Annotated in this window: 16 protein-coding genes; 9 read left to right on the top strand and 7 right to left on the bottom strand. The window is 53.8% G+C overall.

Annotated features, from left to right (window positions below; all coding sequences use genetic code 11):
• Positions 1–24: 24 nt before the first annotated feature.
• Positions 25–162 carry a hypothetical protein gene (locus SIB58_RS04160; protein WP_156487688.1) on the bottom strand — a complete coding sequence of 46 codons (138 nt, stop codon included), beginning with the start codon at positions 160–162 and terminating at the stop codon, positions 25–27.
• Between the two features lie 400 nt (positions 163–562).
• On the opposite strand from SIB58_RS04160, the gene SIB58_RS04155 reads away from it, so the two are divergent.
• A complete protein-coding gene (locus tag SIB58_RS04155; protein WP_414494701.1) occupies positions 563–706 on the top strand; it encodes a hypothetical protein in 144 nt (47 codons plus the stop codon).
• Between the two features lie 61 nt (positions 707–767).
• On the opposite strand, the gene SIB58_RS04150 is transcribed toward SIB58_RS04155, so the two are convergent.
• Entirely contained in the window at positions 768–1,223 is a 456-nt protein-coding gene (locus SIB58_RS04150; protein WP_066907997.1) for a hypothetical protein, read from the bottom strand.
• Between the two features lie 245 nt (positions 1,224–1,468).
• On the opposite strand from SIB58_RS04150, the gene SIB58_RS04145 reads away from it, so the two are divergent.
• On the top strand, positions 1,469–1,747 hold the full coding sequence (locus SIB58_RS04145) for a hypothetical protein (RefSeq protein WP_066908000.1): 279 nt from the start codon (positions 1,469–1,471) through the stop codon (positions 1,745–1,747).
• Positions 1,748–1,878: 131 nt separating this feature from the next.
• Here the strand turns inward: SIB58_RS04145 and SIB58_RS04140 are convergent, their stop codons facing one another.
• From SIB58_RS04140 to SIB58_RS04125, 4 genes are all read right to left on the bottom strand, one after another.
• A complete protein-coding gene (locus SIB58_RS04140; RefSeq protein ID WP_231857084.1) occupies positions 1,879–2,022 on the bottom strand; it encodes a hypothetical protein in 144 nt (47 codons plus the stop codon).
• 148 nt (positions 2,023–2,170) lie between these two features.
• Complete coding sequence (locus SIB58_RS04135; RefSeq protein WP_066908004.1) at positions 2,171–2,980, bottom strand: VanW family protein; 810 nt, start codon at positions 2,978–2,980, stop codon at positions 2,171–2,173.
• Positions 2,981–3,005: 25 nt separating this feature from the next.
• Positions 3,006–4,055: a WD40 repeat domain-containing protein gene (locus SIB58_RS04130; protein WP_066908007.1), complete on the bottom strand. Its 1,050-nt coding sequence runs from the start codon at positions 4,053–4,055 to the stop codon at positions 3,006–3,008.
• Complete coding sequence (locus SIB58_RS04125; RefSeq protein WP_066908012.1) at positions 4,043–5,380, bottom strand: CobW family GTP-binding protein; 1,338 nt, start codon at positions 5,378–5,380, stop codon at positions 4,043–4,045. The genes SIB58_RS04130 and SIB58_RS04125 overlap by 13 nt, the downstream gene beginning before the upstream one ends.
• Before the next feature lie 128 nt (positions 5,381–5,508).
• Between SIB58_RS04125 and SIB58_RS04120 the strand changes: the two genes are divergently transcribed.
• The 6 genes from SIB58_RS04120 (at position 5,509) to SIB58_RS04095 (ending at position 11,767) form a co-directional block, all read left to right on the top strand.
• The gene (locus SIB58_RS04120) at positions 5,509–6,558 is read left to right on the top strand and encodes a metal ABC transporter solute-binding protein, Zn/Mn family (RefSeq protein ID WP_066908016.1); all 1,050 of its coding nucleotides are present in this window, start codon (positions 5,509–5,511) and stop codon (positions 6,556–6,558) included.
• 6 nt (positions 6,559–6,564) lie between these two features.
• The gene (locus tag SIB58_RS04115; protein WP_066908019.1) at positions 6,565–7,335 is read left to right on the top strand and encodes a metal ABC transporter ATP-binding protein; all 771 of its coding nucleotides are present in this window, start codon (positions 6,565–6,567) and stop codon (positions 7,333–7,335) included.
• On the top strand, positions 7,328–8,197 hold the full coding sequence (locus SIB58_RS04110) for a metal ABC transporter permease (protein ID WP_066908022.1): 870 nt from the start codon (positions 7,328–7,330) through the stop codon (positions 8,195–8,197). Before SIB58_RS04115 ends, SIB58_RS04110 begins: the two co-directional genes overlap by 8 nt.
• Positions 8,198–8,223: 26 nt before the next feature.
• Positions 8,224–9,486, top strand: a complete 1,263-nt coding sequence (locus SIB58_RS04105) for a cytochrome P450 (protein ID WP_066908025.1) — start codon at positions 8,224–8,226, stop codon at positions 9,484–9,486.
• A 382-nt stretch (positions 9,487–9,868) separates the two neighbouring features.
• Positions 9,869–10,855, top strand: coding sequence for a GRP family sugar transporter (locus SIB58_RS04100; RefSeq protein ID WP_066908028.1), 987 nt, complete (start codon positions 9,869–9,871; stop codon positions 10,853–10,855).
• Between the two features lie 9 nt (positions 10,856–10,864).
• Positions 10,865–11,767 carry a ribokinase gene (locus tag SIB58_RS04095; protein WP_067326242.1) on the top strand — a complete coding sequence of 301 codons (903 nt, stop codon included), beginning with the start codon at positions 10,865–10,867 and terminating at the stop codon, positions 11,765–11,767.
• Positions 11,768–11,828: 61 nt separating this feature from the next.
• On the opposite strand, the gene SIB58_RS04090 is transcribed toward SIB58_RS04095, so the two are convergent.
• Positions 11,829–12,053, bottom strand: a complete 225-nt coding sequence (locus SIB58_RS04090; protein WP_067326245.1) for a hypothetical protein — start codon at positions 12,051–12,053, stop codon at positions 11,829–11,831.
• Between the two features lie 2,002 nt (positions 12,054–14,055).
• Here SIB58_RS04090 and SIB58_RS04085 point away from each other — a divergent pair.
• The gene (locus SIB58_RS04085; RefSeq protein WP_067326250.1) at positions 14,056–15,309 is read left to right on the top strand and encodes an alpha-hydroxy acid oxidase; all 1,254 of its coding nucleotides are present in this window, start codon (positions 14,056–14,058) and stop codon (positions 15,307–15,309) included.
• Positions 15,310–15,351 lie beyond the last annotated feature (42 nt).

The raw sequence follows: 15,351 nt of genomic DNA, 5'->3' as shown, positions 1-15,351 counted from the left end.
CCACAGGCAGCGCCATCCAATGATTCAGTTCAACAGCACTGCACCTGTCGCCAGCAGATCACGGCGGTAGCGACCGAGGCTGGAGCGACTCACATGGGCGACCTGAGAGCAGCCATTCATCCAGAACCGGACGCAAACCGACTCCTCCGCAGCGCTGTTCATGGATGAGCCGGAGGAGGAGCTTTGAGGTCTGGGGACTGAACCCATGAATCGGCTGCAGGTGGTGGCATGACACCGCAACTGAACACAAGCTGATGTGTGATCGATCACAGATCAGAGACGAAGAACCAATGGCCGTGAATCGCTGGTATGAACTGCCACGAATCACAGATGTTGTCCAGGCCGCCAGTGGATTCAGCAAGCTGTCAAGGCTGCACAACGTGAACGGGATTGATGATTTTTTCTGTGAAAGGATTTCGCCCGTTTTGACCTGATCTTCTACAAAGCCAGGCCACGCCAACTCAACAGAACCAGCCATCGTCACGACATCTGGCAGCTGGTGTCACGACAACGAAGTGAAATCAAACGGAAGACTCACTGGGCCAACAGGTCATCCATCAAAGTGACTGCACATCTCGGGGCAAAAGCAGCGGCCAGTGTTGAGTGGCAAGTGCAACGAGAACTTAGGCCGGCAGCGCTTGGCCAGCGATTCAACCTGCCGAAACACTCAACACCACGACTGGCAGACAACATCGCCACCACTTGAAATGGTCGCACATGCCATGGATCACAAGCCTACAAACATGTGATTCAAGACCACTCGAATGTTAATCGGACAATTTTTCAGCATTATCAAGCCAGATAGTCAAGGCACTTTTTTCCTGCTCCGTAAGGCTCATAACACGACTTAATATCTGAGCAATGCTTGCATCCACCTGCCAAAAGCTGTCAGCCACTGAGTGCTGGACTGTCAAAGGTAGTTTCATGAACTGTCGAATCAAAAATTCATCACGAAAGGGCTCATCAAGTTGATCTTTTCTGGCATGTATCGCCGCTTCAATCCCACGCAGAAAGCCATGAAGTTCACTGCTTGATTCTTCCAAGCTTTCGATGATGACTTCAGCATCTAAATATCGCTCCAGCTCACGCTCAGTCGATGCACTGCCGGCCAGCTCCATCAGCTCTTCCACTTGCAGAACGTGTTGGCGCTGCTCTTCAGGGAGGAGATCCAGCAGTTGCGCTTCAAAGACCTCAAGCTGCTTATTTTTGTTCGAATCGTCCATATTCAGAAGTCAATCACATCAACTTTCTAGCAGTGAGCGCAACCCACTGCATTGCCAAAACTGATGGCGGGCGACCAGACAAACCGCACTTTGTATCGTTCAGGAGTCGTCCCGACAACGCTCCAGGAACTGTTAAGCATGCAAGATGCGCAAAGAACTGCCCACCCCAGGCATCCAATCAACGGATTATGGCCATCGTTCACATGTGGATTCATCCTAAGGGAGATCAAACTGGATGAGGTTTCATGAACATTGACAAAGACTTCCTGAGGATTGCGATGGACAACCTCGGCGAAGCCCATCCTGCAGTCAGGGATTATGTTGAGTTGCTTGAGCGTGAGATAAGAAAACTTCAAGGGGAAAATTCTCATTGGTTGCGAAATATTCAATACCTTTCACAACGACTGGCTTTCGCAGCCAGTCGGGCACAAGAGTTGGAGATCAAGCATGGCGAAGCTGCAGCCTGGGACTGGCACGCCGATATCAGCAGCAACTTCACCGCCGAACCTGACGAATCGCATTGATCAGCAAAAGCGACAGCCGGTGAAGCCGATGCTCCAATCCTCCTCCGCACTGGGCTTGCCATGGTGACATTTGGCAACCATTCGGCCACTGCATTCGCTTTGTCACGCCTAGACATCTGAGTTTTACAGCCTCATTTCTTCCCGGATCCCCTTTTGTTTCTGTAGCCCTGGGCTTCAGCCAGATGGCGCAGATAAACAATCTGGTGACGATCGGGAAGACCAGCAGCAGCGATCAGTCCCAGCAGCCCGAACAGCAGGCCCGCGCAAAACCACATCCGGCTGTTACGAGCCTTCTACTGCGCAATCGTTGCAGCCAGGAAGGCGCTGGCCAGATGTGAAGCAGCAATCAACAGCAGCAGCATCCAGTCCATGGGCAGAGACACACGTCACTCCACCTCGATAGCCATAACCACCATCCACGGCTTAAGCCGCTGTCAACAAAGGCTCATACAGCATCAGAGCATGGTTCTCCACCAGCAACTTTTCCGAGCTGGAGCCATCCATGTTCTGTTGAATCTGGAAGATCTGATTGTGCCTGGAATAGCCACCCCAGACCTGTTGCTTGATCTGGTGATGACGCTCTTCCAGGACGTAAGTCGAGGAATAGTTGGTGTCACAGAAGAGCTCACCGTGCAGATGCGTCTCATCCAGCCATAAATGCAAGCGAAAGCAATAGGGCGTGTGATTGGTCAACTGAAGGTCAACATAGTTGTAAGCCAGTGTTGCTCCTGCCCCGAAAGGAATCGATCGATTCACATCAGGGAAAACATCAAATCCATGCCGCCAACGCTCGGTGAGCGTGAGAGGACTGTGCCCTGCAATCCAGAACAGGAGATTACCCAGCTGACAAAGTCCCCCTCCCGGACCTTGAGCGATCTTGCCCTGTTTTAAAACCAATCCATCCAGATAACCCTTGCTTCTGGAGGGACGACCAACCAGCTTCCACACTGAAAAAGTGTCGCCAGGGCGCAAAACAACACGGTCCAATCGGGCAATGGCCAGCTCGAGATTCCTGCGTTTGTTCTGCTGAAGCTGCAGAGCAACCCCACGCAAAGGGCGGAGAATCAACGACTGATGGTGGAACTTCCGATGACGGATCACCAGGGAGTCCGAGCGAGCAGCCCAGGACTGGCCACCGATGAACCAGTGGATCTTTCTTTTGGCGATATGGAACTCACGCCCCAGCAATTGCCGGATCCTGTTGCGCTGAATGGTTGGGGACAGTTCAAACATTCCAAGCAGAGGGCTCGATCAGAGGTCAGCCACGAATTTTGAACGGCCACACAGAGACTCGTCCATCGGAATCGATTGCCGCCAATGCGGTGTCGTCCGGCTTCCAGCACACCGCACTGATCTTCTCAGCGGTGAAGGCACCTCCCAGTGGATTGCCATCACCATTGTGATCAAGCAGCCAGACGAACACCGAACCATCTCGCGCACCTGAGGCCAAGATCAGTCCATCATGCGCAAAAGCCAGCGTCGAAATCGGCTCGGGATGGAGCACAAGCTGCCCAGGCAATGATCCTTCAGGTCCATCACCCTGAAAATTCCAGACAATGATCTGATCACTGCCACCGGTGGCCAGAAACTGACCGCTCTGATCGAACGCCAGTTGACTGGGCTTGCCCGGATATCCCGTCATCTCAGCATCCAGCCCGGTTGAACGACGCCAGAAATGCACGGAATTGTCCTGGCTGCCGCAGGCCACGATGTCTCCGTCGGGACTCAGCACCATGGAGACCAGCGATCCCTGCCATTTCAGCTCCTGAGCCACTTGTTGCCTGGTGATGTCAAAGAAGCTGACCTTTCCGTAGCAGGCTGTGGCGAGCTCATCAGGCTTCGACCAGGAGATCGCACTGACCGTGCTGGGGTGTTCCTCAGTACGCCATCTTTCAACTCCATCAGGGTGATAGATGTGAACGTTTTTTGATGCGGCAACAGCGAGCATGTCGCCGCTGACTGACCAGGCGAGATGTTCGACCCAGCCCTTCCCAGGCATGATCGAATGCAGGATTTCTCCTCGCTGACTATCCCAGATCAGAACGCATCCATCTTGACCGGATGTGGCGAACAGGTCTCCTTTCGGATGTATCGCCAGAGCCAATAAACCGCCCTGGTGAATGTTGTTTTTGCTCCAGATCAGTTCACCTGTCTTGCCTGCAAACAGAGACAGGCCACCGGCAACATCACCGACAAGGAGGTTGTCTCCATCGCCAGTCCATCCACAGGCCAGGGCATAGTCATCAACCTGGGCAGTCCAACCCTCATGAAGCATGCCCTGGGGGGCAAACGCCTTCAGATCAGGCATTCGTCAAAGTCCTTGCGCATCTGAGCCTCATCAAGATTACGGCCGATGAACACGAGCTGATTACAGCGCGGTGCTTCTCCCCACTCCTCCCCAGGCTGGGCGGTGAACAGCATATGGACGCCCTGAAACACAACCCTCCGTGATTCGTTCTGATAGCTGATGAAGCCCTTGGTTCTGAAAATGTCCACCCCTTTTTCCGCCAGCAGTGTTCCAATCCACTGGTTGAGCTTTTCAGGGTCAACATTGCCCTCACGCTCAATGGCAATTGAGCCGACCTCATCATCATGCTCATGCTCTGCAACCCAGATGCGCTCTTTGACCGGGCTCACTGATTGCCCCGCCTTGACGATCCGCAGGTCAAACTCCTCGGCCGTGTGCTGGGCATAGAAACCAATCGTTTCTTCGCTCTTGACATCGAACAGAAAAGATTTCGTGCCTTTTGAATCCAGCTCAAGACTGAGATGCTGATTGGGAGCAATCGAATCACCTGGCCTGAGGGATTGAGCTGACTGGGCGAACAAGCGAACGCACTGCTCTGCACTCTGCTTCAGGGCATCTTCATCAGCTTTCTGCCCTGGGATGGCAACCAAAGACATCTCAGGATCAGGGCCCTCTTCGAGAGTCATCTCGTAGTGACCTGGCTCAAGTTGGTAAACACCGGTCCATTCAAAGGGGTATTCCGGCTCCAGGAATGTGGGACGACGCGCCAGGATCTGATCAAGGTCAAAGGCACTCAGGTTCAGAACAGTCTCGATCGGTACTTCAGCCTGGGTGCTGCGCACCACACGGGCCATCGTGTTCATGTCACGGAGGCGGGACTCCAGCTTCACCAGTGATTCTTCAGGCACAAGATCAGACTTGTTGAGAATCAGCACATCAGCAAATGCCACTTGTTCAGAGCTCTCATTGCTCCGCTTAAGTTGTTGGTCAATATGGGCAGCATCAATGAGCGTGACAATTCCATCAAGGGTGAATTCGTCCCGGATTTCATCATCCATGAAAAAGGTCTGGGCAACCGGGCCAGGATCCGCAAGTCCGGTGGTTTCAACGAGGACGTAATCAAATTTGTCGCGTCGCTTCATCAGGTTCCCCAGAACCCGGATCAAATCCCCTCTAACTGTGCAACAGATACACCCATTGGACATCTCAAAAACCTCTTCATCAGCATTGATCACAAGCCCTTGATCAATGCCTACCTCCCCGTACTCATTCTCAATCACGGCAATACGTTTGCCATGTTCTTCACTTAATATTTTGTTCAACAATGTTGTCTTTCCAGAACCCAGATAGCCGGTCAAAATCGTGACGGGTACTTTTTGATACATCAGTACTGAGCAGCGCGCATCCACACACTAATGAAGTTGATCAACTGCTGCGATAATGATTATCATTCCTGGGGACTGAGTTTCACCGAGCTCAGGACCATCCCTCTCGTTCCGGCTTTCACAACTGAATGGCTTCTGTTTTTTCGCGCCTGAGCGCCATCCCTCTCCTGATCGGCCTGGTGGCCTGCGGGACACCAAATGCAACCAACAACGAGACAAGCCAGGGCAAAGAAGTGAAGGTGGTCAGCACTTTCCTGCCGATCACACTGTTCACGGAAGCGGTGGCCGGCGACTGCGCGGAGGTCACATCATTGATCCCGCCCAATCTGGGGCCCCATGATTTTCAGGCCACACCCTCCGACCTGACGGATCTCAGCGGAGCGAATGTTCTGGTCAAAAATGGACTGGAGATGGAGGAATTCCTCGACGACCTCATCGACTCCGCTGACAACAAGGATCTGGTTGTGATCGATTCCAGCAAGGGTGTGGAAACGATCAAAGCGGCCGGTGGCGGCCACGATGATCATGACGAGCACGGTGATGATCATCACGACGGTGAGCACCACGACGATGACCATCACGACGGTGAACACCATGAGGGTGAACACCATGACGATGATGATGACCACAATCACGGCCATGGACACAGCCATGGTGAATATGACCCCCACATCTGGCTCGACCCGGTTCGCGCTGCCCAGCAGGTTGAGAACATCAGAGACGGCCTGGTCAAAGCCGATCCCAGTTGCGCAGAGGGATACAGGAAGAATGCCGACCAATACACCGCCAAGCTCAAGGAGCTGAACACGGAGTTCACTGCCAAGCTCAAGCCTTACAGCGGCAAGACTTTCGTGGCCTTCCACGACTTCGCCACCTATTTCGCCAACCGTTATTCCCTTAAAGCGGAATTTCTGGTTGACCTGCCGGAGATGAATCCCAGCCCGGCCGATCTGCAAAGGGTCGCCACTCAGGTCAAGGAATCAGGTCTGAAAGCCCTGCTCACTGAACCTCAGGAAGGCAACCGTTCCTTCAATGCCTTGGCGAAAGATCTTGGAGTGAATATCGTTGAGTTCAACCCTCTCGAGACCGGCTCAGCAGAGTCCGCCAAGAAGCCTGGAACTTACTTTGAGGTGATGCGCTCCAACGTCAACAATCTGACTCAAGCCATTGGGGACTGACGTTTGATGCCCAACCCGGTGGTGGTGGTGAGCGATCTGTCGGTTGAACGGTCAGGGCGCCTCGCCGTTGAACAGGTCTCGTTCGAACTCCCGAGTGAGAGCGAGACCGCCGTGGTTGGACCCAACGGCGCCGGCAAGAGCACTCTGGTGGCCGCCTTGCTCGGGCTGCTGCCAAGAAAGCAAGGAACGGTTCAGATTCTGGGAGAAAAGCTTTCCGCCAACGGCGACCTCCCCGGTGCCATCCGATCTCAGATTGCCTACGTTCCGCAGAGTCTGGCCCTGCAGGGACGTTTTCCCCTGACGGTGGCCGAATTCGTCGGTTTCGGATTTGATCCTCCAGGACCACGCTGGCCCTGGCATCACTACCGCAAACGCAAGGCCGCCGTTGAGAGGGCACTGGATCGCACCGGTTGCATCGACCTGAGGAACCGTCTTCTCAGTGAACTGTCCGGAGGACAGATCAAACGCGTGATGCTTTCCTTCTGCGTCGTGCGGGCCCGTCAGCTGCTGGTGCTCGATGAAGCCCAGGCAGGCCTTGATGTGCCGTCCAACGAACGCTTTCAGCAACTGCTGCTGGAGCTGCGACGTCAGGAGGGATGGACCGTTCTGCACGTCTCTCACGATCTCGACATGGTGCGTCGCAGCAGCGACCTGGTGCTCGGACTCAATCGCCGCCTCTGCTGCAGTGGGTCACCCGATCACACCCTGACGCCTGAGCGACTCCTTGATCTGTACGGGCCCAACATGGTGCCTTACAGACACCAGTGTCATGGTTGACACTCAGGCACTGGCGCTTGTCCTCGCCGAACCCTTCATGCAGCGCGCGCTGATCGGCGGCCTGCTCACCGGGGCGCTTGGGGGGTTGCTGGGCAGTGTTGCCGTGCTCAGGGAACTGTCCTTTTTCAGCGATGCTCTTGGGCACTCCGCCTTGCTTGGCATCACGATTGGAATCCTGATCGGAGTGAATCCCACACTGGTTCTGATCCCCTTTGCGGTGCTGTTCGCCATCCTGGTGAATCAGCTGGTGGAGAGAAGCTCTCTCCCCACGGATGCACTGCTCAACATTGTCTATTCCACCTCACTGGCAGCAGCGATTCTGTTTCTCAGCCTGGTGGAGAGCTATCGGGGCGGAATTCGCCAGCTGCTGTTTGGAGACATTCTCGGGGTCAGCGGTCTGGACCTGATCGTGATCGGCATGCTGCTGGCGGCAGCACTGATCTATCTGAGCCTGAGCCTGCGAGCACAGGTGTTGCTGACCCTGAATCAGGATCTTGCTGGTGCTGTCGGTGTCCAGACCCGATGGCACCGGCTGGCCTTCATCGTTCTGCTCGCCGTGGTTGTGGCGGTGTCGATCAAGGCGGTTGGCGTGCTGCTGATCAGCGCCTTTGTCGTGATTCCATCCTGTGCGGGCCGTCTGCTCTGTCGTCGTTTCCCGCTCTATGTGTTTGTTTCTTCGATCCTGGGAGGCACCTGTGCCCTGCTTGGCTTGCTGGCATCCGGACTCACCAACCTGCCGTCAGGGCCCTCCGTGGTGATGGTGCAGTTCCTCGGATTCCTGATCGCCCTGATTCTCAGTTCACGCGTCTTCAGACGGCCATCAACGACAGAACCTGCCCCCAGCCCTGACATGGGCCGATAGGTTCTCGGAGCAGCAGAACAGTCTTGATGAGCGTCGCGACATGTCCGAGCACCGGTGCTGTCACGGGCCTCAGGGAGACGCTCGAATTTTTCAGTGACCCTGGCTTCGCCAGCAAACGCTTTGCCGCCCATGGCGATGTCTTTGAGACCCGTCTGCTGACCCAGCGCATTGTGTTCATCCAGGGTGAGCGGGCAATTTCCGATCTGCTGAAGCAGGGAGCAGCCCTCGAGGGCTGGTGGCCGGAGAGTGTGCGGCAGCTGCTCGGCAGCAGGTCGCTGGCCAACCGCAGCGGGTCGGCTCATAAAGCACGCCGTCGCGTGGTGGGGCAACTGTTCTCCAGCGGCGCACTCTGCCGCTACACACCATCGATCCAGGCTCTGATCGAGCAGCTGATCTTTGAGCTGCAGGAAAGCGCTGCTCCCCAGCCTCTGGCAGCCCAGATGCGACGCTTTGCCTTTGCCGTGATCGCCACCACCGTGCTGGGGCTCGATGCCAGCGATCGCGATGCTCTGTTCACTGACTTTGAGATCTGGACCCAGGCCCTGTTCTCCATTCCTCTGGCTGTTCCTGGAACCCCATTTGCCCGAGCACTGGCTGCGCGGGAGCGGTTGCTCGCTCGTCTGAAAATGGTGCTGAAACGCAGCGACTCCAGCCAGGGTGGTCTGGATCTGCTCAGCGGTGGTCTGGATGAGGTCGACATGCCACTGGATGACGACGACCTGGTGGAGCAGTTGTTACTCCTGTTGTTCGCAGGCTATGAGACAACAGCATCATCGTTGAGCTGTCTGTTCCGTGCTCTACTGCTCAACCCGGATGTGGAGCGCTGGTTGCTGCCGGAACTGCTGGCATCACCCTGGCCTTTCCAGGCCTCACATCGATCACCCCGTCTGGATGCAACGGTTCTGGAGGTGATGCGGCTCACACCGCCCGTGGGAGGCTTCTTTCGTCGCAATCTGCAGCCGATTCGGTTAGCCGATGTGGAGGTACCGAAGGATCGGGTGATTCAGGTGGTGCTGGGGTCAGTCAACGCAGAGGAAGTCAGTGACATCAGCGCATTCCGACCACAGCGCCATCTGGATGGATCGTTCAATCAGACCCTGCTGCCTTTTGGAGGCGGTGAGCGGGTCTGCCTCGGCAAGGCCCTGGCCGAACTGGAGATCAGGCTGATGACCGTGGGGCTGATCCAACAACTGCAGCTGCGGCTGGTGCCAGATCAGGATCTCTCGTTGAAGCAGATCCCCAGTCCGACACCGCGTGATGGACTGCTCGTGAGCGTGGAGCCTCGCTGAAAACGGATCCGGCGCAGGATCTCCAGCAGTCAGCAAGACTAATCACAAACAGTGTGCTTGAACTGAACCGGATTGACATCGTCTCAACCAATCGATGCATCGACAGCAACAGAACAAAGCAATCTTCAATCACTCTGACGAAAACGATCAATAACTCGAACACATCTGACTGTTTTAATTTGCTCAATGCACCTCTCTGCAAGGTCTAATCAGACAGGACCACACATCCGATCAATAAACTTTTGAACAAGGAAAGATGACAGACAACAGCAGCCACTGCAGCGAATACCCCTTCAAGTGACATAGAGCACTTCAGCAGTTATGAAGACTGGACAGAGCCGGAAACCGACAATACAGTAAAGGATGAAAAAGAATATGAACAATGCTCGCCAATCAAAGCTATTCAGTAATTATCGCAGTGATGATCCTCAATTTGGTTTGCTGGGGCTCATGGGCAAACACTCAAAAATTGACGAATGGCATCAGATTTGAATATTTCTATCTCGACTACTCAATAGGCGTCACGTTATCAGCCTTTTTGTTTGGTTTTCTGGCCGGAAACAATACATCAACAGGCAATAATTTCCTTGAAAACATAGCCAATGCAGATCCTAAGCACATCGCCTACGCATTTACAGGAGGCATTATATTCAATGTAGCGAACTTTCTGCTTGTAGCAGTAATTGAAATCGCCGGCATGTCAGTTGCATTCCCCATCTCGATTGGCATTGCAACAATTCTTGGTGGAATTCTGAACTATCTGATTGATCCTCAGGGTTACCTTCCGCTGTTCTCCGCTGGAATGATCATGATGGCTCTGGCGGTGATCTCAGCATCTCTGGCCTACGGACGCATCAAAACCACCAGCACAGATCAAAAACCCAAAGGCCTTGTCATTGCTCTGATCTGCGGGTTGCTGATGTCACTGTGGTCTCCGCTTGTAACCTTCTCTGATTTGCCTGGAGAAGCATCTCTTGATGTGTTTGGAGCCTTCGCAATAATGGGAGTGGGCATCATTGCTTCATCCATACTTCTTTTCCCATATGCCATCAAATACCCCATCATCCCCACAAGAACTGATGATCGAACTCGATTCACAAAGCAACCAGCTGCTCAGCATACCGGAGGTGTATTAGGAGGAATAATATGGGCTGTAGGCACAATGAGTTTTTACCTTGCGTCGACTCGCGCAGGGGCAGCCGTTGCATACACCTTCGGCCAGGGAGCTCCCCTGATGGCAACCGCATGGGGCCTATTTGCCTGGAAGGAATTCAAGGGCGCGACAGGATCCGGCAAATACTTAATTGCTCTTTTCGCCTTTTACATTGCTGGACTGACTCTGCTTGCCAACGCAGCATCTCAGGGATAAAATCAAAAAATGAATAGTCAAATCCATAGGCTGAGAAATTCGCAAATCATTTGCTACGGCTCTTTAAATATTGATTATGTTTATCAGGTCGAAGAAATCGCTTCTCCCGGAGAAACAATCAACAGCAAGTCGCTAGAAATTTTTCCTGGAGGCAAAGGCGCCAATCAAGCATTAGCTGCAGCTCGTGCCGGCGGACATGTACACCATGCAGGAAAAATAGGTCATGACGGAGAATGGATGTTGTCTGGCCTGCAAAACGATCAGATTGACACCAGCAATGTCGTGATCTCAGACGGCGTCACAGGTCATGCCGTGATCCAGGTGGACAGCTCCGGAGAAAACACCATCGTTCTGTTTGGTGGCGCCAATCAGAACATCACCAAACAAGAAATTGAAAAGACCCTCTCAAAATTTGATCAAGACTCGATTCTGATGATTCAGAACGAAACCAGTGAAATCACACATATCCTGAACACAGCAATTGAACGGGGGATGTTTGTTTGCCTGAATCCATCACCCATTTCCAATACAATCCAGACACTAGACATCAGTCGCATCGGTCTGCTGGTGGTCAATGAAATCGAAGCTCAAGCACTTGGCGGCGACTCTGGCGATCAGATGCAGAATTTGAAAAATAAATGTCCAAGCGCCATCATCGTCAAAACTCAGGGCTCCCAAGGAGGAGTCGTATCGCTTCCCGACAGCGAAGAAATCATCACCTACCAAGCCAGGGATGTAGTTGCTGTTGACACCACTGCAGCTGGAGATACGTTTTTAGGATATCTCGTTGCAGGTCTCAGTAACGGCAGCGGGATCAGCGAAGCGATCAATACCGCTTGCCGTGCAGCTGAACATTGCGTCACAGTGCAAGGTGCACAGTCATCCATTCCGCATCGAAAGCAACTTGACTGATGCTCTGGAGATCAATTCCACTCTTGATCAGTAGAAACTCAAAAGAGAGCAGAGCATGGCTTCATGCGATCCAACGATCGGCGTCCATAATCGTTTTGATCAGCAATCCAAGTCGCTTGAATTCAGCGAAATTGAGATCCTTCACAGCTTGATCGAGGCCACAATCGACCCATGCACCATCTCGTTTCTCGTAGATCGTGAAGTCCTGATCCAACGACTCACGCCTGATGCAGTAAGTGAGGCCGTCGTCATGCAGGAAGTCGGCAGATTGGAGTTGCAAACCCATGCCCTCAGCCCCGTGAAGGCAAGGTACTGATCCGGTGATTAAAAGCCCGCATGGACCAGCTCAGACAAGAGAAGCTTGTAGGCACTCATCAATAGGTAACGTCGGATCATGTCCACGCCGTTCCAAATCTCGGTCTCAACCATCGCAAAGGCAATGCGCCTTCATGCTCATTGCCTTGGCGGTTGCCGGCGACAAAACTGTATATATCGAGATCGGAGGCGCTGATGACAGCCGACACTCCACCAAACCAGATCACAGAAGTCTTCTGACTTTACGGCCCCCTGCTCCAACAGTTTCCACCCATCCGTGAGGCTGGTCCTTCGACAGGCAGACATCAGGTGCGCCACGTCGATCGACACTCCATTGCATCGCCAAAGGTGCCCAGGAACCGCATCAGCCCCACCTCTGGACGTCATGGCCCCAGGGACGCCGCAGCCAGTTGCTTCGCTTGCTTCTTTCATCCCGACGTGATGGAGTGAAACCATGCGCGAACGAACGAGCTAGGCCGTCTCTTCCAACCGGAGGGGCGGCCTCCTTTCATGGAAACGACATCAGTGCTAATAAGTCTTGTTTGGACATAAGCTCCAAGGTCAGCAAATTAAGTCAGATCCAAAGTCCCCACCGTACGAAAAACAGGCGCGATTCCGATTCACTCAGGGAACAAGTCATGATCTACTCACGAGTTATGGTTACGCATAATTTGAAAAAATTGATGTCAAGCAATTCGGTAGCATATGTAATTACCTCAGGCGTGGATGTGATCTTATACAGATCCACATTCTGCGCATATAGGTAGACCATCCCATCTTTTCGGTCATGAAAGTTGGCCTTTATAGAAAAGTGCGGACACTGTTAATATAAGGGTCGACTGAAGTCCGCAGGATCAGCATTCAGTCAAAGTGCCTTGTGCTGACTTGTCATAATTAAACCTCCCTTGATTTCATAACCGGAGTGAGCGTTCGGGTTTGACCTTCTCCAGGGAGCTTTGAGTTGCTCTTCTGAAATGGGTATTGGGTGTCTTTAACGGTTATAGCAATCATGTCCCAAAGTGGTTTTATCTGATGATTGTGGTGCTCAATCGTGCTGATTGTTGGAGGTTGATTTATGCTCTTTTTTGAGTGATCAAGGCAAAAAACCTGCCAATTTAAAGGCTTTGAGTGTGTAGCCTGCTCTTCAATGAGATTAGTACCAACTTTACAACAACCAGAGAATTAGTAACTGGGATATCCACCACACCCACAATCGCAGGGCCCAGTCAGTGGGTAGGTGTTGGGGTGATTGCCGCCAGCCGCACTCTCTAGCTCCCTATTAGATGGGTCTGGCTGGGCTTGATGATGCTCTTTCAAGTCTTCTGTGGTGATGGAGAAGCCTGCAGCCTTGGGTTAGTCAACTTAAAACCTTCAGAGATGGAAACTCTTCTCCAAGAGGTTCAACCCATACTTTTTGGTTAAGACCCAAGACAGTGCTCTCTTCCCAGCAACTGACCGTTTGAACTTGTTTCCTGAGTTTCTTGGGCTTTCGTGGTTCCTTTAACCCCTTCTCCATCTCTGCATCAACCCTGGAGTAACGGGTCAGGGCAACAGCGTGGTGAGAGGTGCCCAGAGAGCGGACCAAACGTCTCTTACCAACCTGTTCACATCAAGCAGGTTGAACAGTCAAAAGGGCAATCCAGTGTCAGAACGACTGGATGCTTTGACAGGACCTTGACGCCTTTTACCCACTCACCAGTCGGAAATGTAGAAGTGAGACTGAGTTACACCAAGCGATTGAAGGCCTAAAGCGTGTCTTCCATGCGCATGGGGCATCCTTCCGCCTGGATCAGGCTGCCTATCAGAGTGTCTGATCAGATCGAAGTGTCTGCATGAAGCCTGCTTCGACCGGGATCACGGCAGCATCCTGTCGATAAGGATTCCAAACGACTGACCGGATGCTCCGATCTGCATGCAACAACGCTTGTACTGTTCGCTGATCGAACAACAGCTGGGGCTACCGCATCAAGGTCATGACAGTCAGCTCTGAATTGCGGGATGCGCTGTGTACTGAGGACCTCTGGAGACGGATGCGCAAACGGGTGCCTCCGATCGTTTCTGAATATTTCGTGGGTGGCGCCGATGAGGAGATCACCCTCAAAGGCAATGTGAAGGCCTTTCAGCAAACGGTTCTCAACGTTCGCGGCGCCACACGCTTCGAGACCCTCGACACCAGCACGACCGTTCTGGGCCATGAGCTGGCGGTTCCCTGGTACATCTCTCCCGTTGGAAGCCTGCGAACCATCTATCCCAAAGGTGATGCGGTGGCGGCCCGCGTCGCCGGCAATTTCGGCACCGTGATGGGCCTTTCAACCCTCTCCGGAACACGCATGGAGGAGGTGGCCGCAGCATCCTCGAAACAGTGCTGGTTTCAGCTCTATCTCTGCGGAGGACGGGACACTGCCCTGCGTGCGATCAACCGCGCCAAAAAGGCGGGTTTCACCGCACTGTTCCTCACCATCGACACGGGTGTCTCCGGCCAGAGGCGGGTCCATGAACGGATGAAACCACTGCAGGCCCTGCATCCCTGGGAAGGGCTCAGCGGCAATGAACGACTGCAATGGATCCTGCGACGGCTGCAGCTGGCGCCTCAGATGTCCACGCGGCTGCCATGGCTCACGGACCTTCTCGGCGATGAGGGTGTGATGCGGTTCGTGAACATCATCGATGACAAAGGCGAACCGATGCCCTTCACGGACATTGGGTCTCAGCTGGCCTCATCCGCCGTGACCTGGGCAGATTTCGAGTGGATTCGCGAGGCCTGGGGGAGGGATCGTCCGATCATCATCAAAGGCGTTCACTGCGCCGACGATGCCAAACGTGCCGAGGACGTCGGAGCCAATGCCGTGGTCTGGTCCAACCACGGGGGCCGGCAGATGGACCGGGTTCCACCGACACTGCACATGGTTCAGAGCGAAATGCCCAAGCTGAGCGGCTCCAGGCTCACGTTTCTGATGGATGGAGGGATCCGTTGCGGCACCGACATCCTCATTGCCCTGAGCCATGGGATTCAGGCTGTGGGCATCGGTCGGGCCATGGTTGCCGGTCTCGGAGCAGGCGGAGAGGCAGGTCTCACACGCAGTTTCGAGATCCTGCGGGAAGGGCTTGAGAGAGGGATGCGTCTGACCGGGGTGGGCTCAGTCGATGAGATTCGCTCCATGGGCGCAGATCTTCGTTGTGAATGCCTGCTCCAGGGAGACAGCCATTTACCTCCCTTCGTGTACTGAACCTGGTCGCGACCCTGGCGCAAGACCGCCACGATTGATCAC

This window comes from Synechococcus sp. MIT S9504, assembly GCF_047497135.1.
In the GTDB taxonomy this organism is placed as follows: domain Bacteria; phylum Cyanobacteriota; class Cyanobacteriia; order PCC-6307; family Cyanobiaceae; genus Synechococcus_C.
This window is presented reverse-complemented; position numbering and strand designations above follow the sequence as displayed.